The organism is Mycobacteroides sp. CBMA 271 (assembly GCF_009729205.1).
In the GTDB taxonomy this organism is placed as follows: Bacteria; Actinomycetota; Actinomycetes; order Mycobacteriales; family Mycobacteriaceae; genus Mycobacterium.
Map to the genome: position 1 here is coordinate 198,349 of NZ_VTHB01000003.1, position 18,525 is coordinate 216,873.

The window sequence follows — 18,525 nt, forward strand, 5'->3', positions numbered from 1 at the left end:
CTGACGCTCACACTCGGCGATTGGTTACACCGGCGTCAGCGGCAACCGCAGCGCGCCGGGCGCAGACTCGGGGACGGTCGGATGATTGGGCTGTACCGGGTAGACGCGCCGGTAGGACGAACCCAACTCCGGCCGCGGGTCGAGTTCACCGTTGTTGGGCCAGAACGCCATTGCGCGCTCGGCCTGCGCGGTGATGGTGAATGACGGATTGACGCCGAGGTTCGCCGAGATCGCCGACCCATCGGTGATGTGCAGCCCCGGATAGCCGTAGATCCGCTGGAACGGATCGATCACGCCCGTCTCCGGCGAGTCGCCGATGGGGCAACCGCCGATGAAGTGAGCCGTCAGCGGAATGTTCACCGAATCCAGGTGCGTGCTGCCGGCGTACCCGTCGACCTTCTCTGCCATCCGGCGCGCGACATCGTGAGCGACCGGAATCCAGTCCGGATTCGGTTCTCCCGAGCCCTGTTTCGCGGTCATCTTCTTCCCGAACATGCCGCGTTTGAGGTAGGTGGTCAGCGAGTTGTCCAGCGACTGCATCACCAACACGATGATCGAGTGCTGCGCCGCCCGGTACGGGAACATGGAGCGGAACACCATGCCGGGTCGCCGGATGTTGAGCAGCCAGGTGCGAGCGAATCGCCACGGGCCGCCGTCGACCATGTTGGTGCCCAGCATGCTCAGGAAGGTCGACCCTTCCCCGTACCGGCACACCTCGACGTGAGTGTTGGGTTCGGGATGGATGGACGACGTGATCGCGACGCCCTGCGAGAAGTCATCGTGGCTGGGGGAGTAGACGATTGGCACCTCCTCGGAGTTGGTGCGGGTCTGCTCGCCCAGTCGTGCCGATAGGTTGGGTAGCGAGCCGGAGTCCTTGAGCTTGTGCAGCAGGCGCTGGGTGCCCAGTGAGGCGGCCGAGAACACGACGTGCCGCGCGGTGAAGTCCCGCTTGTTCTTACGCAGCAGCCGGCCGGTCTGTTTGGTGCTGACGGCATAACCCTCGCGGTCGTTCAGCGGCCGTACATCGAGCACCTGGGTGAGCGGATGTATTTCTGCACCAGCGTGTTCCGCGAGATACAGGTAGTTGGTCTCGGTGGTGTTCTTGGCATTGTGCTTGCAGCCGGTGAAACACGCGGCGCAGCCGATGCAGCCCGCGCGCTCGGGGCCTGCGCCGCCGAAGAACGGGTCCGGCACGGTCTTGCCGGGCTCGTCACCGAAGAAGACGCCCACGTTCGTGGGGTGATAGGTGTCCTCGACGCCCAAGTCCTTGGCCACCGCGAGCAGCACCTCATCGGGCGGGGTGGTGTGGGGAGTCCGGGTCACGCCCAGCATCCGGCTGGCCTGGTTGTAGTAGGGGGCCAGCTCGTCCTTCCAGTCGGTGATATGTGCCCACTGCTTGTCGGTGTAGAACTGCTCGAGCGGCTCATACAGCGTGTTGCCGTAGATCAGGGAGCCGCCGCCGACACCGACCGCGCTCGCGATGAACGTCTTGCCGAGCACCGTCATGCGCTGTGGGCCGAAGCATCCGAGCGCGGGTGCCCACATCGCCTTGCGGACGTGCCAATTGTTCGGGGGGAAGTCCTCGCGTTTCCAGCGTTTTCCCATGTCCAATACGCCGACTCGGTAGCCTTTTTCGGTGAGGCGGAGGGCTGCAACGCTCCCACCGAAGCCGGACCCGATGACGACTACGTCGTAGTCATAGTCCATGCGGCCAACCTACTGGTTGGTTGCCGCCCATGCACCGTAAATCAGGATGCTTGCTCGAGCGCGGCACGCATCTTCTCGTGGATGGCGTTGATGGCCTGCAACGGACGGATCATCACCTTGAATTCGACGATCTTGCCGGCGTCGTCGCAGGTGATGATGTCGACGCCGTTGACGTACTTGCCGTCGATGGTCGACTCGAACTCCAGTGCCGCGGAGTTCCCGTCCAGGATCTCCTTGACGTAGCGGAAGTCCTGATCGGATCCGGCGAGCGTGGCGAACGCGGCCATCAGGTACATCGTGGTGACGGCCTTGCCCCGTTGCGGGGTGAACACGACGGGGGAGTGGAAAACGACATCGTCGTGAAGCAGGCCGTTGAGGGCTTCAGGGTTGGCGCCGGAAATGATGCCGTGCCACGTTTCAACCACGCTGTTGATCATGGAGCGAGCCTAGCGCTCGCCGAGTGTGAGCGTCAGTGCGCGCATTCCGTCGAGTGTGAACACCAGCGCTCACACTCGGCGAAAGGAGGTGGGGGCTTACAGCTTGCGCAGGCGCAGCCGGTTGATCGAGTGGTCGGCATCCTTGCGTAGCACCAGCGTCGCGCGTGGCCGCGTCGGCAGGATGTTCTGCAACAGATTCGGCAGGTTGATGGAATGCCAAATCTCCTGTGCAGCAAGAGTTGCCTGCTTATCGGAAAGCTTGGCGTAGTGGTGGAAGTGTGAGGACGGGTTGGCGAATGACGTCGAGCGCATGGCCAGGAACCTGGAGATGTACCACTGCTCGATGTCCTCGATGCGCGCGTCCACATAAATCGAGAAGTCGAACAGATCCGAGACCATCAGCGTTGGACCGGTCTGTAACACGTTCAGGCCCTCGAGAATGAGGATATCCGGTTGTTGCACAACGTGTTTCTCATCCTTGATGATGTCGTACAGCAGGTGCGAATACACCGGCGCGCAGACTTCGTGTGCTCCCGACTTGACCTCAGTGACGAACCGCAGCAGCCCGCGCCTGTTGTAGCTCTCTGGAAATCCCTTACGGTGCATGATGTTCCGTCGAGACAGTTCCGCATTGGGGTACAGAAAGCCGTCGGTGGTGACCAGATCCACCCGGGGGTGGTGGTCCCAGCGTGACAGCAGTGCCTGCAGCACGCGGGCCGTCGTCGACTTGCCGACCGCGACGCTGCCCGCCACGCCAATGACGAAGGGGACCAGACGGTCCGGGTGCTGGTCCCCGAGGAAGGTCGCGGTGGCCGCGAACAGCCGCTGCCGCGCGGCTACCTGAAGGTGGATCAAACGGGCCAGCGGTAGGTAGACCTCGGCGACCTCGGTCAGATCAATCTGCTCGCCCAGGCCACGCAGGCCGTAGAGCTCTTCCTCGGTGAGGACCAGCGGTGTGGACTTGCGCAGCGCGCGCCACTGTTTCCGGTCGAACTCCACGTAGGGGCTCGGCTCGCTCAGTCGCGGCATGGATGAGCCGCTCGCGCGAAGACCGACAGCATGAAGGCAAGTCTTGCAGGAACTGTCTGTGAACGCGGCACTAGGGTTGTGTGACATGGGCGATAACGGCGAGTCGGAAAACAGTCTCGTCACCGAATACCTGCTGCTTGGGCTGCGCTTTGACCGTATCGAGAGCGGGTATGTCGATGCGTTCACCGGTGACCCGGAACTGCGGCGGCGGGTGGAGAACGAGCCCACGCCCGATCCTGCCGAGCTTGCGCGTCGGGCGGTGGCGTTGCGCGGCGAGCTGGCCTCCAGCGACCTGGGCGAGGTGCGTAAGGCCTTTGTCGACACCCACCTGAAGGCGCTGGCCTGTGCCGGGCGCAAGTTCGCCGGTGAGGACATCGGGTTTGTCGATGAGGTGCATGACTACTTCGACGTGCGCATCGCCAAGGGTGATGAGGAGCGCTACCAGGAGGCCCATCGAGCTCTTGATTCTGTTCTGCCCAAGGGCGGTTCGCTGCTAGAGCGCAAAACTGCCTACGACCGTCTCCAGGAGATCGACCCGAACCGGCTGCAGGAATGTGTGCACGCGTTCTCCAGCGCGCTGCGCGACCGGGTGCGTGCAGACTTTCCGCTGCCAGAGGTCGAGACGGTGACCTACGAGGTCGTCAGTGACAAGCCGTGGTCGGGATTCAACTACTACGAGGGCAACTACCGCTCGACGGTCGCCGTCAATTCCGACCTCAAGCAGTACCTGACCAACATTCCCGCACTGATCGCTCATGAGTCCTACCCGGGGCACCACACCGAGCACTGCCGCAAGGAAGCCGGCCTGGTGCACCTGGGTGACCAGCAGGAACAGACCATATTCCTGGTCAACACGCCGCAGTGCCTGATGGCCGAGGGGCTTGCCGATCTCGCGCTGTATGCCGCCGTCGGTGACGAGTGGGGCCGGTGGGCCCAGGAGATCTACGCCGATCTGGGGCTGCGCTTCGATGGCGACCAGGCCCAAACCATCGGGCGGGCCCGCGCCGGGCTGATCAACGTCAGACAGGACGCTGCGCTCATGCTGCATGACGAGCACCGTGACGTCGAGGACGTCATCGCCTTCCTCAAACGCTGGCTGCTGGTCTCCGATGAGCGCGCCCGGCACATGCTCAAGTTCCTGTCTTCGCCACTGTGGCGGGCGTACATTTCCACCTACGTCGAGGGCTACCAACTTTTGCGGGGGTGGCTGGATCGACGTCCCCCCGAGCAGTCGCTGACGACCCGCTTCGGACGGCTGCTGGACGAGCCACTGGTGGCGTCCACACTGGATTGATTCCCCGGTCGCAAGCTCCTGCCCGCCGCCACATAGGGCACGACTAGGCTGATGCCCATGACGACTTCAGCTTCCAGCGATATCGCGCAGGGCGCGCAGTACGCCGAGACCGCCAGCGCCGCCTACCGGTCGGCCCTTGAGGTCATCGAGACCATCGAGCCGCGGATCGCCGATGCGACTCGCAAAGAGCTTGCCGACCAACGCGATTCGCTCAAGCTGATCGCCAGCGAAAACTATGCCTCGCCGGCCGTGCTGCTCACCATGGGGACCTGGCTCTCCGACAAGTACGCCGAGGGCACCATCGGCCACCGCTTCTATGCGGGCTGCCAGAACATCGACACCGTCGAGGCATTGGCCACCGAGCACGCCCGCGAGCTGTTCGGCGCGCCGTACGCCTACGCCCAGCCGCATTCGGGTATCGACGCCAATCTTGTTGCCTACTGGGCGATCCTGGCCACGCGCGTCGAGGCGCCGGCACTGGCCGAGAAGGGTGTACGCAACGTCAACGACCTGTCCGAGACCGATTGGGAGGAGCTGCGCCACCAGTACGGCAACCAGCGGCTCATGGGTATGTCGCTGGACGCCGGCGGTCACCTCACCCACGGATTCCGTCCCAACATCTCGGGCAAGATGTTCCACCAGCGCAGCTACGGCACCGACCCGCAGACCGGCCTGCTGGACTACGACGCGCTCGCCGCGGCGGCCCGCGAGTTCAAGCCGTTGGTGTTGGTGGGGGGCTACTCCGCCTACCCCCGGCGGGTGAACTTCGCCAAGCTGCGCGAGATCGCCGACGAGGTGGGCGCCACCTTGTTCGTCGACATGGCGCACTTCGCCGGCCTGGTCGCCGGAAAGGTGTTCACCGGCGACGAGAACCCCGTGCCGTACGCGCACATCACCACAACCACCACCCACAAGTCGCTGCGTGGCCCGCGCGGCGGATTGGTGCTGGCCACCGCCGAGTACTCCGACGCCGTCGACAAGGGCTGCCCGATGGTGCTCGGCGGACCGCTCTCGCACGTGATGGCCGCGAAGGCCGTCGCCCTCGCCGAGGCGCGCCTGCCCTCATTTCAGGTGTATGCGCAGCGCGTCGCCGACAACGCCAAGTCACTCGCCGAGGGCTTCCTCAAGCGCGGGGCAACGTTGGTCACCGGTGGCACCGACAACCACTTGGTGCTGCTCGACGTGCAGTCGTTCGGTCTCACCGGGCGGCAGGCCGAGTCGGCACTGCTGGACGCCGGCGTCGTCACCAACCGAAACTCCATCCCGTCGGACCCCAACGGCGCCTGGTACACCAGCGGCATCCGGTTCGGCACCCCGGCACTCACCAGCCGCGGGTTCGATGGCGACGAGTTCGACAAGGTGGCCGAGCTCGTCGTCGACGTGTTGACCAACACCGAGGCCGATGGCACCTCGAAGGCCAAATACAGGCTTGCCGGCGGGGTGGCCGACCGCGTGAAGGCCGCTTCGGCCGAGCTGCTGGCTGCGAACCCGCTGTACCCGGGCCTCACTCTCTAGGGGATTTTGTCTCCACGAGCGGGTGCTTGGTCCTAAGATTTCAGACCCTAACTTAGGGCTAAGCGCCAGCTCAGGGGGCCTCGCGTGGCGATTTCACATTTCGCATCTGGGCGAGTTACTGTTACCGCATGGCACAGAAACCTGTACCCAATGCGTTGACTCTTGAGCTGGCCGACGTGGTCGCCGAGAACATCGACCGGCATCGCGATTCCGCGGAGCTGTGGTTCGCCCATGAGCACGTGCCGTACGACGAGGGTGAGAACTTCGCGTTCCTGGGTGGACGCGACTGGGAGCCGTCCGACACCAAGCTGCCCAAGGCCGTCGTCGACGCGATCCAGATCCTGCTGATCACCAAGGACAATCTGGCCGGATACCACCGCGAGATGGTCGAACATTTCTCCCTGGAGGTCATCTCGTGGGCCGATTTCATCGGGCGCTGGACCGCCGAGGAGAACCTGCACGCCATCGCGCTGCGCGAGTACCTGGTGGTCACCCGTAACGGCGACCCCAACGCCGATGAGGACGCGCGCCTGGCCCACGTCATGAAGGGCTACCGCGCCGACTCGTACAGCCAGATCGAGACGCTGGTGTTCAACGCCTTCTTCGAGCAGATGCACGCGGTGTACGTCCAGAATCTGGGCGCTCTGACCGACGATGCCGTCCTCAAGGGCCTGCTCGCCAATATCGAGAAGGACGAGCGCCGGCACGAGCAGATGTACAGCAACATCGTGCTTGAGTGCCTGCGGTTGCACCCCGAGGACACCATCGCCGCCATCAAGGCCCGCTCGGCCGAGCTGCAGGTGATCGGCGCCGATATTGACGGCTACGAGGACAAGGTTGCGTCCGTCGCCGAGGCCGGAATCATCGACGAGGGCACCGTGCAGGACGTCGTGCGCGAACTCACCGACAAGTGGGGCGTCACCGAAAGGCTCTGATAGCAGGGCTGCATACTGTGATCTATGGGGATCACGGCAAAGGACGTTCGCGACGTCGCATTCAGTAGGCCACCGTTTGGCAAGCGTGGGTACAACGAAGCGCAGGTGGACGCTCTCCTTGATCAACTGGAAACCGAGCTGATCGCCCGTGAGAGCGGGAGCGGTGCCGGTGTGTCCGGGGCATTTGTTCGTGAGACGCGGTTCGGTACACCGCCCATCGGAAAGCGCGGATACAACGAGGACGAGGTCGACCGGTTCCTCGACCAAGCTGCCACCGAGCTCGACAACCTGCCCCCGACTGCGGTCCCCGTCGATGCGCCGGCCGCGCGTTCGACCGCCGAGACCGTCCTTTTCGCGTCCCCCGCCACTCTGCAGCGGGTTGTCGACATGATCACGGCGGAATCCGACCTGCTGGCTCAGTGGCCTGCCGCCGCGGAAGCGCGGACAAAGCCGCCGTCATTGACCATTTACACAGTGAGCTGACAGGCCGGTCCCACGCCCGTAACCGGCGTTAACCCGGTGTTAGTCAACACGCTTGGTTTCATGCGCGGCATCCGTGTGTGGGTGCGAGTAGCGTCAAAATCGATGGCTAGCGACATGCTTTGCTATCCGGGAGGTACTGATCGTGGCGAAAGCGACAGGACCGGCCCCGGTCCTGATGTGGACGGTCTCATGACGGTCCACACACGGTACCGACCGCGTCCACGACAGATCGCGTGTGGTGCCGCACGGATGTCAGGAGCGCTCGGTGACTGCTTCAAAGAACCCTGGGACAATCCGTACCTATGTGCTCGACACCTCGGTGTTGTTGGCTGACCCTTGGGCCACAAACCGATTCGCCGAACATGAGGTAGTGATCCCGCTGGTGGTGATCAGCGAGCTGGAAGGCAAGCGTCATCATCACGAGCTGGGTTGGTTCGCCCGCAGTGCGTTGCGGATGCTCGACGATCTGCGGCTGGAGTATGGTCGCCTCGATCTGTCTATTCCTGTTGGGACGCAAGGTGGTTCGCTGCATGTCGAGCTGAATCACACCGATCCCGCCGTGCTTCCCGTGGGTTTCCGCACCGACTCCAACGATTCGCGGATCCTGGCGTGCGCGCTTAACCTCGCTGCCGAGGGCAAGCTAGTTACGTTGGTGAGCAAGGATATTCCGCTGCGCGTGAAGGCCGGCGCGGTGGGCTTGGCGGCCGACGAATACCGGGCTCAGGACGTGGTGAACTCTGGCTGGACCGGCATGGCGGAGCTGGACACCGCTCCCGACGTCATCGACTCGCTCTTCGAGGCGGGTGAAGTGGATCTAGAATCTGCCCGAGACCTCCCATGCCACACCGGAATTCGCCTTCTCGGCGGCACGTCCAGTGCGCTCGGGCGGGTCAACGCGGAGAAGCGGGTGCAGCTGGTACGTGGCGACCGTGAGGTCTTCGGACTGCGTGGCCGATCCGCGGAACAGCGTGTCGCACTGGACATCTTGCTCGACGAGTCGGTCGGCATCGTCTCTCTCGGAGGTAAGGCGGGTACCGGTAAGTCGGCGCTGGCCCTGTGCGCCGGACTCGAAGCGGTGCTCGAGCGACGCAGCCACCGCAAGGTGGTGGTGTTCCGTCCGCTGTACGCCGTCGGCGGTCAGGAACTGGGCTACCTGCCGGGCAGCGAAAGCGAGAAGATGGGCCCGTGGGCGCAGGCCGTCTTCGACACTCTCGAAGGTCTGGCCTCACCGGCGGTCGTGGAAGAGGTACTAGCGCGCGGCATGCTCGAAGTGCTTCCGCTCACGCACATCCGCGGCCGGTCGCTGCACGACTCCTTCGTGATTGTCGACGAGGCGCAGTCCCTGGAGCGCAATGTGTTGCTGACGGTGCTGTCCCGGTTGGGCAGCGGATCGCGGGTGGTGCTCACTCACGATGTCGCGCAGCGTGACAACTTGCGTGTCGGCCGTCACGACGGCGTCGCCGCGGTGATCGAGAAGCTCAAGGGTCATCCGTTGTTTGCGCACGTCACGCTGGTGCGCAGTGAGCGTTCGGCCATTGCGGCACTAGTCACCGAGATGCTGGAGGAGTTTGGGCCCGGGCTCTCTGCGTAGTGCCGACATAATCGGCTACTACGCTGCTAGGTGTGCTAACCAAGCGTGATGCCTTTCGTTGGACGATGGTCGCGGTCGCCGTGGGAAGTCTGATCGCGGTCGCGATCGTCGTCACCGACAAGCAGCGCGCCCTCGACGGGCCGGTGGATTGCGAACGCGAGAAGTGCGTCGCGCTGACGTTCGACGACGGGCCGAGCCCGTTCACCGACCGGCTGCTGAACGTACTGCGGGCAAATGGGGCGCACTCGACCTTTTTTGAGATCGGCAATAAGGTCGCGCGCGATCCCGCGGGCGCCAAGCGCGTGGTGGATGCCGGTATGGAATTGGGCAGTCATACCTGGGAGCACCCCAATATGACGACGGTTCCGCCGGAGGCCATCGCGGGCCAGTTGAGCAAGGCCAGCGACGCCATCGAAGCGGCCACGGGTCAGCGCCCCAAGCTGTTTCGCACAGCCGGAGGCCTCGTCAATGATCAGGTACTGGCCGAAGCCAAGAAACAGGGTTTGGCCGATATCAATTGGGACGTCATCCCGTTCGATTGGGCCAACGACTCGAACACCGATGCCAGCCGGGCGATCCTGATGTCCCAGATCAAGCCCGGATCGGTGGTGCTATTCCACGACACCTACTCCAGCACAGTCGATCTGGTCGAACAGTTCCTGCCTGTGCTCAAGGCCAATGGGTATCACGCCGTGACCGTGACGCACCTACTCGGCCCGCGTGAACCCGGCAGCAGCTACGGCAGCCGGGACAACGGACCGCCGGTGAATCTCTTGAAAGATGTTCCGGCGTCGGATATCCCGCCGCTGCCCGACACCCCGTCGCCCCTGCCGGCGACGAACATCCCGATTACCGATCTGCCGAATCAGGGAGCGGGCGGGCCGGCTGTCGGCCAGTAACCCACAGGGCAAGCAGTAGAGCTGCCTAATAGGCCAACGGCTTCCAACCAGCCGATCGCCATTTCGCGCGCCCAATCCGGGCTACAGGCTGAAGAACGAGCCGGGAGCGACGATCGGCCACGCCCCCGTCACCGCCTGATGCGCACCGGCGATGACGAGGACGGTTCGGACGAACAAGGTCAGTCTTTCACCTTCGCCATGGCGAGCACATCGAGGCGCTTGTCGAGTTCCTCGATGCTCAGCTTGTCGCCGATCAGGCCGCGGTCGATCACGGTCTGCCGAATGGTCTTGCGTCCCTTGAGTGCTTCCTTGGCGACGGCTGCCGCCTCCTCGTAGCCGATGGCCGAGTTCAGTGGGGTCACGATCGACGGGGAGGACTCAGCGAGCGTACGCAGGTGATCCTCGTTGGCGATCAGACCGTCGACGCACTTGTCGACGAACAGCCGAGACACGTTGGCCAGCAGCGTGAACGACTCCAGCAGGTTGCGGGCCATCACCGGGATGTACACGTTGAGCTCGAAGGCGCCGGATAGGCCACCCACGGTGATTGCGGCGTCATTGCCGATGACCTGCGCGGCGACCTGCGTAACCGCCTCGGGCAGCACCGGGTTGACCTTGCCGGGCATGATCGAGCTGCCGGGCTGCAGATCGGGAAGCTGGATCTCGCCCAGGCCGGTGAGCGGGCCCGAGCCCATCCAGCGGATGTCGTTGGCAATCTTGGTCAGTGACGCAGCGATGGTCTTCAGCGCGCCAGAAGCCTCGACCAGCCCGTCGCGGGCGGCCTGCGCCTCGAACGAGTCGGCGGCCGTCCGCAGCTCCGAGATGCCCGTCGACTGTTTCAGTACCTCAACAACTTTGGCGCCGAAACCGTCGGGAGCGTTCAGGCCGGTGCCCACGGCGGTGCCGCCGATGGGCAGCTCGCCCAGACGGGGCAGCGTCGCCTTCACCCGCTCTACGCCGGCCTCGATCTGACGGGCATAACCGCCGAACTCCTGGCCGAGGGTCACCGGCACCGCATCCATGAGGTGTGTGCGGCCCGATTTCACGACCGTCTTCCAGGTTTTGGCCTTGGTCGCCAGCGCCTGCTGCAGGTACTCCAGCGCCGGAACCAGGTCGCGCACAGCGGCTTCCGTCGCGGCCAGGTGAGTGGCCGTGGGGAAGGTGTCGTTGGAGGACTGCGACATGTTCACGTCGTCGTTTGGATGAACTGCGGTACCGCGCAATGCGGCGATCGAAGCGATCACCTCGTTGGCGTTCATGTTGGAGCTGGTGCCCGAGCCGGTCTGGAACACGTCGATGGGGAACTGTTCGTCGTGCTTACCGTCGGCAATCTCTTGCGCCGCAGCGATGATGGCGTCGGCCTTGGCCGGGTCCAGCAGGCCGAGGTCCTTGTTCACCTGCGCGCAGGCGCCCTTGAGCAGGCCGAGCGCGCGGATCTGGGTGCGCTCCAGGCCGCGTCCGGAGATCGGGAAGTTCTCGACAGCGCGCTGAGTCTGCGCGCGCCACAGTGCTTCCACGGGCACCCGCACCTCGCCCATGGTGTCGTGCTCGATGCGGTACTGCTGCTCAGACATGAGTTCCTTCTCGTCGTTGAGTTGTCAGGGGAGGGGGTGCGTGGCGTCGTCGTCGCCGGTGAAGTCGACCGCGGAATACTCGCGGAGCTTGGTGAGGCGGTGGTAGGCCTCGACCATCCGGACGGTGCCGGACTTGGAGCGCATCACGATCGACTGCGTCGTGCAGCCGCCGCCGAAGTACCGGACGCCCTGCAGCAGGTCGCCGTCGGTGACGCCGGTCGCGCAGAAGAAGACGTTCTCGCCGGACACCAGATCCTCGGTGGTGAGGATCTGATCCAGGTCATAGCCGGCGTCGATGGCCTTCTGGCGTTCCTCGTCATCGCGCGGGGCCAGCTTGCCGTGGATCGCGCCACCCATGCAGCGCATGGCTGCCGCGGCGATGATGCCCTCGGGGGTCCCGCCGATCCCGATCAGCATGTCGGTGCCGGAATTGGGGCGGGCCGTCGAGATCGCACCCGCGACGTCGCCGTCGGAAATGAGGCTGATGCGGGCGCCGGTGTCGCGGACGTTCTGGATCAGCTCGCCGTGCCGCGGACGGTCCAGGATGCAGACGGTGATGTCGGAGACCGAACAGTTGCGCACCTTGGCGACGCGCCTGATGTTCTCCGAGACGGGGGCGGTGATGTCGATGACATCGGCGGCGTCGGGGCCGACGGCGATCTTCTCCATGTAGAAGACGGCCGACGGGTCGAACATGGTGCCGCGTTCGGATACCGCGAGCACCGAGATGGCGTTGGGCATGCCCTTGCTCATCAGGGTGGTGCCGTCCACCGGATCGACCGCGAAATCGCAGTCCGGACCGTCGCCGTTACCGACTTCCTCGCCGTTGTAGAGCATCGGGGCGTTGTCCTTCTCGCCCTCACCGATGACCACCACACCACGCATGGAAACGGAGTTGACCAGCTCGCGCATCGCGTCGACGGCGGCACCGTCGCCCTTCTCCTTCTCTCCGCGGCCGACCCACCGGCCCGCGGCCATGGCACCCGCCTCGGTCACCCTGACCAGCTCTAATGCCAGGTTTCGGTCCGGGGCTTCTCTGCGCGACGGGCTCATGAGTTGTGATTCTTTCATGAGGGCCTGCGAGTATGGGAGGCATGGCAGATGCATCCCCGCCGGAGCGCCCCGAGGACCCGATCGCGGTCCCGGCGCCCAGGCCGGCCAAGCCGCGTCTGTTCCAGGACGGCCGCGACATGTTCTGGTCGATGGCTCCGCTGGTTGTCGCGTGCATCGTGTTGGCCGGAGTGCTGGGGATGTGCTCCTTCGCCCCGAATGGGCCGACACTCGGTAAGCCACCTACCTACGACGCGCACGCTGCGTTGCAGGCCGATGCTCGGCAGTTCCCCTTCCCGGTTCGTGAGCCGTCGCTGCCTGCGGGGTGGCAGGCCAACTCGGGTGGACGCGGCAGCATCGAGGCGGCGCCACTGTCGAAGGTGGGCTACTTGAGCCCGTCGGGCGCGTACCTGGCGGTGACACAAACGAGCGCTCCGGAGGAGAAACTCGTTGCCAAGCTGGACAATTCGGTGGTTCCCTCCGGCCCTCAGGATGTCGACGGGGTGATCTGGGTGAAGTACGAGGGCGGCGAGGGTGCCGAGCCGGTCTGGGTTACGCGGTTGGCAACGCCCGCGCCGGGCACCACCGTCGCGATTTCCGGGGCGGGTCGTCCGGAAGAATTCCAAACACTCGCGCGCGCACTCCACACCGCTAAACCCCTCCCGCGCTAGCTTTTCGCCACCTGTCCCGCCGAGAAGGCATTGGCGTACAGATTTGACCCGATTTCTGTACATGGATGCCTTCTCGTCGCCGTGTCGGAGGTAGATGTCAGGGTCTGTATATGGGGGATCCATTTATCGGGACGGAAGCTCTTGAGTCGGGACTCGTAACCAGACGCTCGCTGCAACGGAACTTCGCTCGTCTATACCCGAACGTCTATCTGTCCACAGGTTCCACGCTGACTGCAGCCGATCGCGCAATCGCGGCCTGGCTATGGTCTGGACGTCAGACCGTTGTGTCTGGTCGCTCTGCCGCTGCCCTGCTCGGATCCAAGTGGGTGGACGCCGATGCTTCCGCCGAACTGGCTCTCACTCGTAAACATGCTCCCAAGTTGATCACTGTCCATCAGGACAAACTTTCCGCGGATGAGATTGTCAGGCTTGGCGAGCAGTCAGTGACAACTCCGGCCCGCACCGCCTTCGACATCGGCAGGAGGATGGCATTCAGTCCGGCGTTGGTACACCTCGATGCTCTCTTGCGCGCAACGCAATTCGATGTGGAGGAGGTGACATCACTGATCGATCGGCACGTGGGTGTACGCGGATTAGTTCAGTTGCGTCGGCTGCTCGGGCTGGTTGACGGCGGAGCGGAATCTCCGCAGGAGACGCGCACGAGGTTACTCATAGTGCGGTCAGGTATGCCGAAGCCGACAACACAGATCCGGGTAACGGACGAGTCGGGCTGGGTCATCGCACGTATCGATCTTGGCTGGGAGGAATGGAAGGTCGGCGTTGAGTTCGACGGTGCGCAGCATTGGACCGATCCAGCTCAGCGAAGCAGGGACATTGATCGCACAGCCGAACTCGACGATCTCGGGTGGCGCTTGGTGCGGGTGAACTCCGAGATGCTGCGGCATCGGGAGGGGACCGTGATTACGCGAGTTGGTCAGGCGTTGCGCGCCGCCGGCTGGCGTGGGTTGACCCTGGATCAGATGACGCTTCACAACGTCTTGCGATCGAGGTTGTCAGCCTGACTGCCCACGGTGAGAAGGCAATCACGTACGAGAATCGGGTCCAATCTGTACGCCAATGCCTTCTCGGCGCTAGGAGTCGAGGGCGTCTTCGATGCGCTTGCGGGCCCCCGCCAGGTGCTCCTCGCACCGCTTGGCCAGCGCCTCGCCGCGCTCCCAGAGCGCCAGCGAGGTATCCAGATCCAGGCCGCCCTGTTCGAGCTGTTGCACGACGTCGATCAGCTCGGCGCGCGCCTCCTCGTAGCCAAGTTCGGCGGGGTTGGTCATGACGTCTCTCCTGTAACGGTCGCGGTCACGGCACCATCGGAAACCCGTACGCGTAGCGATGCCCCGGCCGGCGCATCGGCCACCGTTCGCAGCACCTCCACCGTGCCATCGTCGCGCACGCGCTGCACCACCGAGTATCCGCGAGCCAGGGTGGCGGCCGGACCCAGTGTGGCCAATTGGGCCGCCAGATGCCCAACCCGTTGTGATTCGGATTCCACCAGCCGACGCATGTCCCGGCGTAATGCCGTTCGCGCGACGGAGATTTCGTCCTGACGTGTTGTCAGCATCCGGAGCGGATCGGCCAGCACCGGGCGGCTGCGTACTTGGTCGAGCCCCCGCTGCTCGCGCTGCACCCAGTTGCGCAACGCCTGCGCCGATCTGCGTCGCAGGTCCAGTATCAGCGCCTGCTCGGCCGCCGCATCGGGCACCAGTTTCTTGGCGGCATCGGTGGGTGTCGCCGCGCGCAGATCGGCAACCAGATCGGACAACGGGTTATCGGGCTCATGCCCGATGGCACTCACCACTGGGGTGCGGCAAGCTGAAATCACGCGGCACAGCGTTTCATCGGAGAACGGCAGTAGGTCCTCCACACTGCCGCCGCCGCGCGCCAGCACGATCACGTCCACCGACGGGTCGGCATCCAAAGCCTTTAGGGCGGAGACGATCTCGGCCACCGCATGCGGACCCTGCACCGGCGTGTTGCGCACTTCGAATTGCACTGCGGGCCAACGTGCCGAAGCTACGGAGAGGACGTCGTGCTCGGCGGCGCTCGCCCGTCCGGTGATCAGCCCGATCCGGGTCGGCAGAAAAGGAACCGGGCGCTTGAGTCGTGGGTCGAACAAGCCCTCGGCATCGAGCAGCTGACGCAGCCGTGCGATGCGCGCCAACAGCTCGCCGATGCCGACCGCACGAATTTCGCTGAGCCGCAATGAGAACGATCCGCGCACCGTGTAGAAGGTCGGCTTACCGCAGACCACCACCTGAGTGCCTTCGGTCAGTTTCACCGGGGCATTGCGCACCATGTCGGGCGGACACGTCACCGTCAGCGACATGTCGGCGGCCGGGTCGCGCAGCACCATGAACACGGTCTTGCTGCCGGGCCTGACGTCGATCTGGGTCAGCTGACCTTCCACCCACACCTGGCCCAGACGGTCAATCCACTTAGCCACCCGGGTAGCGACAGCCCTAACCGGCCAAGGGTTTTCGGGGCTTGTACCCGGATCAGCCACGGGCAGCGGCGCGGGTGATCCTGTTCGCGAGCAACGTTTGATACGGGGCCCGCGACTTGTGGGCATCTTCGTAGGCAAGCAATGTCTCCAGCTCGCCGATGGACAGCGACTGCAGCCGCGCGCGCAGCTGGGCCAGTGTCAGGTCGTGGTACCCGAGCTCGACGATCACATCGGGGGCGTTCGGATCCTCGGCCTCAACAGCCGCCGGCGCCTTTTTGGCGGCAGCCTTTTTCGCCGGTGCCTTACGTGGTGCGGCCTTCTTCGCAACCGGCTCGGGCTCCTCGGCCGCGGACGGCGCCTCAGCCGCGGAGGGCGCCGACGGCTCGGACGAGTACAGCGCGAACCTTCCCTGCGTCATCCGCTCTGCCGCGTCCTCGTAGACAGCGGTGGCCTGCGTCTCATCGAGCTCGCCGACGAAGGAGACATCGAGCTCGTCGTCATCCTCGTCGAAGGTCGCCCACTCCGGCTGCTCGTCGGTGGGCGGGAAGATGTTCTCCCAGGTCTCGTCGCCCTTGATGGCCAGCTCGGTGACAGTCTGCTGGAACCGCATGAAGTTCTGTACGGCCTGGCTGGCCGCCGTCATGGGGTAGGTCAGCACCGTCTGCGGCAGCTTGCGGGTCTCTTCGAGAACGGTCGCGGCAACACCGAGAACTAGCCGGACGCCAAACGGAGGACGAATCATAGGTTCAAGCTTGCCTTACATCGGTCGTGCAGCGAAAGGCTGGGCCGTAAGCTGGTGACTATGGCAGCAGTCGATATGGGCACTCCGGGGATGGTGAGCACCGTCGTCGGCCCCTCGACCAGCAAGCGTGTGCTGCTGGCCGAGCCGCGCGGCTACTGCGCGGGCGTCGACCGTGCCGTGGAGACCGTCGAGCGGGCGCTGGAGAAGCACGGTGCCCCCGTCTACGTGCGTCACGAGATCGTGCACAACCGCTATGTGGTGGACACACTGGCCAAGGCGGGGGCAATCTTCGTCGAGGAGACCGATGAGGTCCCCGAAGGGGCGATCGTCGTGTTCTCCGCCCACGGTGTGGCTCCGACCGTGCATGTGGACGCCGCGGCGCGCAACCTGAAGACCATTGACGCCACCTGCCCGCTGGTCACCAAGGTGCACCAGGAGGCCAAGCGCTTCGCCCGCGACGACTACGACATTCTGCTCATCGGTCACGAGGGCCATGAGGAGGTTGTCGGCACCGCTGGTGAGGCCCCGGACCACGTGCAGCTGGTCGACGGTCCCGGCTCGGTGGACAACGTCACCGTGCGTGACGAGAACAAGGTCATCTGGCTGTCCCAGACAACGCTGAGCGTCGACGAGACCATGGAGACGGTGCAGCGGCTGCGGGAGCGTTTCCCGACGCTGCAGGACCCGCCGAGCGACGATATCTGCTACGCCACCCAGAACCGTCAGGTCGCGGTCAAGGCGATGGCTCCCGAGTGCGAGCTCGTGATTGTCGTCGGGTCGCGTAACTCGTCGAACTCGGTGCGTCTGGTGGAAGTGGCGCTGGGCGCGGGTTCCGACGCCTCGTACCTGGTGGACTACGCCGAAGATATCGACCCGGCCTGGCTCCAGGACGTGACGACGGTTGGCGTCACCTCGGGCGCTTCCGTACCGGAAGTGCTGGTGCGCGGCGTGTTGGAACGGCTCGCCGAGCACGGATATGGCGATGTACAGCCTGTCACCACGGCCAACGAGACATTGGTGTTCTCCCTGCCGCGCGAGCTGCGGGCATCACGGCGCTAGTTAGCGGTCGTAATCCCGCGAGTCGTCGCGACGCCGACGGACCGGCGGCTCGGCTGATCTAGATGGACGACCAGCCCTAGGGTCCTCCGACCTGGCCGGTCTTCCTGCACGCGGGTCATCCAACCTCGACGGTCTTCCCGCCCTCGGGTCTTCCGACCTGGGGGGTCTTCCTGCACGCGGGTCATCCAGCCTCGATGGTCTTCCCGCAAGCGGGTCATCCCCGCGATACCGCACCTGGGATATCGGGTGACGGGTCTGCGGCTCACGAGGCTCCCGAGTCTCCCGGTAGCGGGGCCGCTCCTCGTACTCGTCGTATTCGTCGCGGACCCGACGTGCGGGACGACGTTCGGTCCGCATCGGGCGCTCGTCTTCCCACGGGGTGCCGACCGCCGACCGCCGCGATATGGGTTCGGAATCGGGGGCCGGACGACGACGCGATCCGGTTTCGTGCCGCCCGTGCCGTGTCCGTGTGGTGGCCTCTTCGGCGCCTACCCGGCGCGACATGGTGGACTTGGCTTCGGCGTCGACCAGAGCTTGTACCCGGGTCCGCGTGGACGTCCTCGGCTTGGCGGCCTTCTGCTTGGCGGGGGCGGGCTTGGCTGTCTTTTCCCCGACGGGCTTGCTGGTAAAGATTCCCCAGTACCAGCGCACCACCCCGACGATAAGCACGCCCAGGGCGGTACTGATCATCAGCGGGAATCGTTCGATCAGCGGATATCCAATGGTGATTGCCGTGGACTTTCCACCGGACAGTGGTGCCTTCGCCATGATCATGTACGCCGCCGGAATGCTGCCGAACAAGATGAGCGGCGGTTGCACGACGGCCGTGAAAATCGACGCGTAGCGCACCGCGAGCACCGCGACGACGCATCCTGCCGCGTAACAGCCCGCGAACGCGCCGGTCAGCTTCTCGCCATTGGTCATCGCGTCAAGCGCGAATCCCAGCAGGGTGCCGCCGACGGCGATCAGGATGGCACCCCACCACGGCACACCCGGAATATCGGGGTGCGCCGACCGGTGATCGGCCTCCACCGATGAGCGGGCGCGTTGACCTGTCACATGTTGAAAGGTACCGGTGTCGGGC

At 64.8% G+C, this 18,525-nt stretch carries 17 protein-coding genes and 1 pseudogene; 9 read left to right on the top strand and 9 right to left on the bottom strand.

Going from position 1 to position 18,525, the window contains the following annotated elements; all coding sequences use genetic code 11:
* Window positions 1-24: 24 nt before the first annotated feature.
* The 3 genes from FZI91_RS09655 to coaA form a co-directional block, all read right to left on the bottom strand.
* Window positions 25-1,707 carry a GMC oxidoreductase gene (locus FZI91_RS09655; protein ID WP_155938803.1) on the bottom strand — a complete coding sequence of 561 codons (1,683 nt, stop codon included), beginning with the start codon at window positions 1,705-1,707 and terminating at the stop codon, window positions 25-27.
* A 41-nt stretch (window positions 1,708-1,748) separates the two neighbouring features.
* Window positions 1,749-2,144, bottom strand: coding sequence for a nuclear transport factor 2 family protein (locus tag FZI91_RS09660; RefSeq protein WP_155938804.1), 396 nt, complete (start codon window positions 2,142-2,144; stop codon window positions 1,749-1,751).
* Window positions 2,145-2,240: 96 nt separating this feature from the next.
* Complete coding sequence (gene coaA / locus FZI91_RS09665; RefSeq protein ID WP_155938805.1) at window positions 2,241-3,173, bottom strand: type I pantothenate kinase; 933 nt, start codon at window positions 3,171-3,173, stop codon at window positions 2,241-2,243.
* A gap of 85 nt (window positions 3,174-3,258) precedes the next feature.
* On the opposite strand from coaA, the gene FZI91_RS09670 reads away from it, so the two are divergent.
* From FZI91_RS09670 to FZI91_RS09700, 6 genes are all read left to right on the top strand, one after another.
* Window positions 3,259-4,467 (top strand): DUF885 domain-containing protein, encoded by a 1,209-nt coding sequence (locus tag FZI91_RS09670; RefSeq protein WP_155938806.1) that lies wholly within the window; start codon window positions 3,259-3,261, stop codon window positions 4,465-4,467.
* 57 nt (window positions 4,468-4,524) lie between these two features.
* Complete coding sequence (locus tag FZI91_RS09675; protein WP_155938807.1) at window positions 4,525-5,982, top strand: glycine hydroxymethyltransferase; 1,458 nt, start codon at window positions 4,525-4,527, stop codon at window positions 5,980-5,982.
* 128 nt (window positions 5,983-6,110) lie between these two features.
* Window positions 6,111-6,917: an acyl-ACP desaturase gene (locus FZI91_RS09680; RefSeq protein WP_155938808.1), complete on the top strand. Its 807-nt coding sequence runs from the start codon at window positions 6,111-6,113 to the stop codon at window positions 6,915-6,917.
* 24 nt (window positions 6,918-6,941) lie between these two features.
* Complete coding sequence (locus tag FZI91_RS09685) at window positions 6,942-7,400, top strand: DivIVA domain-containing protein (RefSeq protein ID WP_155938809.1); 459 nt, start codon at window positions 6,942-6,944, stop codon at window positions 7,398-7,400.
* 292 nt (window positions 7,401-7,692) lie between these two features.
* The gene (locus tag FZI91_RS09695; protein ID WP_309224044.1) at window positions 7,693-8,991 is read left to right on the top strand and encodes a PhoH family protein; all 1,299 of its coding nucleotides are present in this window, start codon (window positions 7,693-7,695) and stop codon (window positions 8,989-8,991) included.
* A 32-nt stretch (window positions 8,992-9,023) separates the two neighbouring features.
* The gene (locus FZI91_RS09700; RefSeq protein ID WP_309224042.1) at window positions 9,024-9,890 is read left to right on the top strand and encodes a polysaccharide deacetylase family protein; all 867 of its coding nucleotides are present in this window, start codon (window positions 9,024-9,026) and stop codon (window positions 9,888-9,890) included.
* A gap of 179 nt (window positions 9,891-10,069) precedes the next feature.
* Here FZI91_RS09700 and FZI91_RS09705 read toward each other — a convergent pair whose 3' ends face one another.
* Window positions 10,070-11,464, bottom strand: a complete 1,395-nt coding sequence (locus FZI91_RS09705; RefSeq protein ID WP_155938810.1) for a class II fumarate hydratase — start codon at window positions 11,462-11,464, stop codon at window positions 10,070-10,072.
* Between the two features lie 24 nt (window positions 11,465-11,488).
* Window positions 11,489-12,571, bottom strand: a complete 1,083-nt coding sequence (glpX, locus tag FZI91_RS09710; RefSeq protein WP_239001596.1) for a class II fructose-bisphosphatase — start codon at window positions 12,569-12,571, stop codon at window positions 11,489-11,491.
* On the opposite strand from glpX, the gene FZI91_RS09715 reads away from it, so the two are divergent.
* Window positions 12,550-13,185 carry a DUF4245 domain-containing protein gene (locus tag FZI91_RS09715; RefSeq protein ID WP_155938812.1) on the top strand — a complete coding sequence of 212 codons (636 nt, stop codon included), beginning with the start codon at window positions 12,550-12,552 and terminating at the stop codon, window positions 13,183-13,185. The genes glpX and FZI91_RS09715 overlap by 22 nt on opposite strands.
* A gap of 110 nt (window positions 13,186-13,295) precedes the next feature.
* A complete protein-coding gene (locus FZI91_RS09720) occupies window positions 13,296-14,207 on the top strand; it encodes an endonuclease domain-containing protein (RefSeq protein ID WP_155938813.1) in 912 nt (303 codons plus the stop codon).
* Window positions 14,208-14,276: 69 nt separating this feature from the next.
* On the opposite strand, the gene FZI91_RS09725 is transcribed toward FZI91_RS09720, so the two are convergent.
* From FZI91_RS09725 to FZI91_RS09735, 3 genes are read right to left on the bottom strand one after another with little or no spacing between them, the layout of a single operon-like run.
* A complete protein-coding gene (locus FZI91_RS09725) occupies window positions 14,277-14,471 on the bottom strand; it encodes an exodeoxyribonuclease VII small subunit (RefSeq protein ID WP_155938814.1) in 195 nt (64 codons plus the stop codon).
* Window positions 14,468-15,700: an exodeoxyribonuclease VII large subunit gene (xseA, locus tag FZI91_RS09730; protein ID WP_162525473.1), complete on the bottom strand. Its 1,233-nt coding sequence runs from the start codon at window positions 15,698-15,700 to the stop codon at window positions 14,468-14,470. The genes FZI91_RS09725 and xseA overlap by 4 nt, the downstream gene beginning before the upstream one ends.
* A complete protein-coding gene (locus tag FZI91_RS09735; RefSeq protein ID WP_155938815.1) occupies window positions 15,693-16,382 on the bottom strand; it encodes a lipid droplet-associated protein in 690 nt (229 codons plus the stop codon). Before FZI91_RS09735 ends, xseA begins: the two co-directional genes overlap by 8 nt.
* Before the next feature lie 60 nt (window positions 16,383-16,442).
* On the opposite strand from FZI91_RS09735, the gene FZI91_RS09740 reads away from it, so the two are divergent.
* A complete protein-coding gene (locus tag FZI91_RS09740; protein ID WP_155938816.1) occupies window positions 16,443-17,441 on the top strand; it encodes a 4-hydroxy-3-methylbut-2-enyl diphosphate reductase in 999 nt (332 codons plus the stop codon).
* 210 nt (window positions 17,442-17,651) lie between these two features.
* Here FZI91_RS09740 and FZI91_RS09745 read toward each other — a convergent pair.
* Window positions 17,652-18,500 (bottom strand): annotated as a pseudogene (locus FZI91_RS09745) (DUF6542 domain-containing protein); the annotation flags it as partial.
* Window positions 18,501-18,525 lie beyond the last annotated feature (25 nt).

Bases quoted from the DNA above. Each gene is read 5' to 3' on its own strand.
- FZI91_RS09655 (WP_155938803.1), bottom strand. From the start codon at position 1,707: ATGGACTATGACTACGACGTAGTCGTCATCGGGTCCGGCTTCGGTGGG.
- FZI91_RS09660 (WP_155938804.1), bottom strand. From the start codon at position 2,144: ATGATCAACAGCGTGGTTGAAACGTGGCACGGCATCATTTCCGGCGCC.
- coaA (WP_155938805.1), bottom strand. From the start codon at position 3,173: ATGCCGCGACTGAGCGAGCCGAGCCCCTACGTGGAGTTCGACCGGAAA.
- FZI91_RS09670 (WP_155938806.1), top strand. From the start codon at position 3,259: ATGGGCGATAACGGCGAGTCGGAAAACAGTCTCGTCACCGAATACCTG.
- FZI91_RS09675 (WP_155938807.1), top strand. From the start codon at position 4,525: ATGACGACTTCAGCTTCCAGCGATATCGCGCAGGGCGCGCAGTACGCC.
- FZI91_RS09680 (WP_155938808.1), top strand. From the start codon at position 6,111: ATGGCACAGAAACCTGTACCCAATGCGTTGACTCTTGAGCTGGCCGAC.
- FZI91_RS09685 (WP_155938809.1), top strand. From the start codon at position 6,942: ATGGGGATCACGGCAAAGGACGTTCGCGACGTCGCATTCAGTAGGCCA.
- FZI91_RS09705 (WP_155938810.1), bottom strand. From the start codon at position 11,464: ATGTCTGAGCAGCAGTACCGCATCGAGCACGACACCATGGGCGAGGTG.
- FZI91_RS09715 (WP_155938812.1), top strand. From the start codon at position 12,550: ATGGGAGGCATGGCAGATGCATCCCCGCCGGAGCGCCCCGAGGACCCG.
- glpX (WP_239001596.1), bottom strand. From the start codon at position 12,571: ATGCATCTGCCATGCCTCCCATACTCGCAGGCCCTCATGAAAGAATCA.
- FZI91_RS09720 (WP_155938813.1), top strand. From the start codon at position 13,296: ATGGGGGATCCATTTATCGGGACGGAAGCTCTTGAGTCGGGACTCGTA.
- FZI91_RS09725 (WP_155938814.1), bottom strand. From the start codon at position 14,471: ATGACCAACCCCGCCGAACTTGGCTACGAGGAGGCGCGCGCCGAGCTG.
- FZI91_RS09735 (WP_155938815.1), bottom strand. From the start codon at position 16,382: ATGATTCGTCCTCCGTTTGGCGTCCGGCTAGTTCTCGGTGTTGCCGCG.
- FZI91_RS09740 (WP_155938816.1), top strand. From the start codon at position 16,443: ATGGCAGCAGTCGATATGGGCACTCCGGGGATGGTGAGCACCGTCGTC.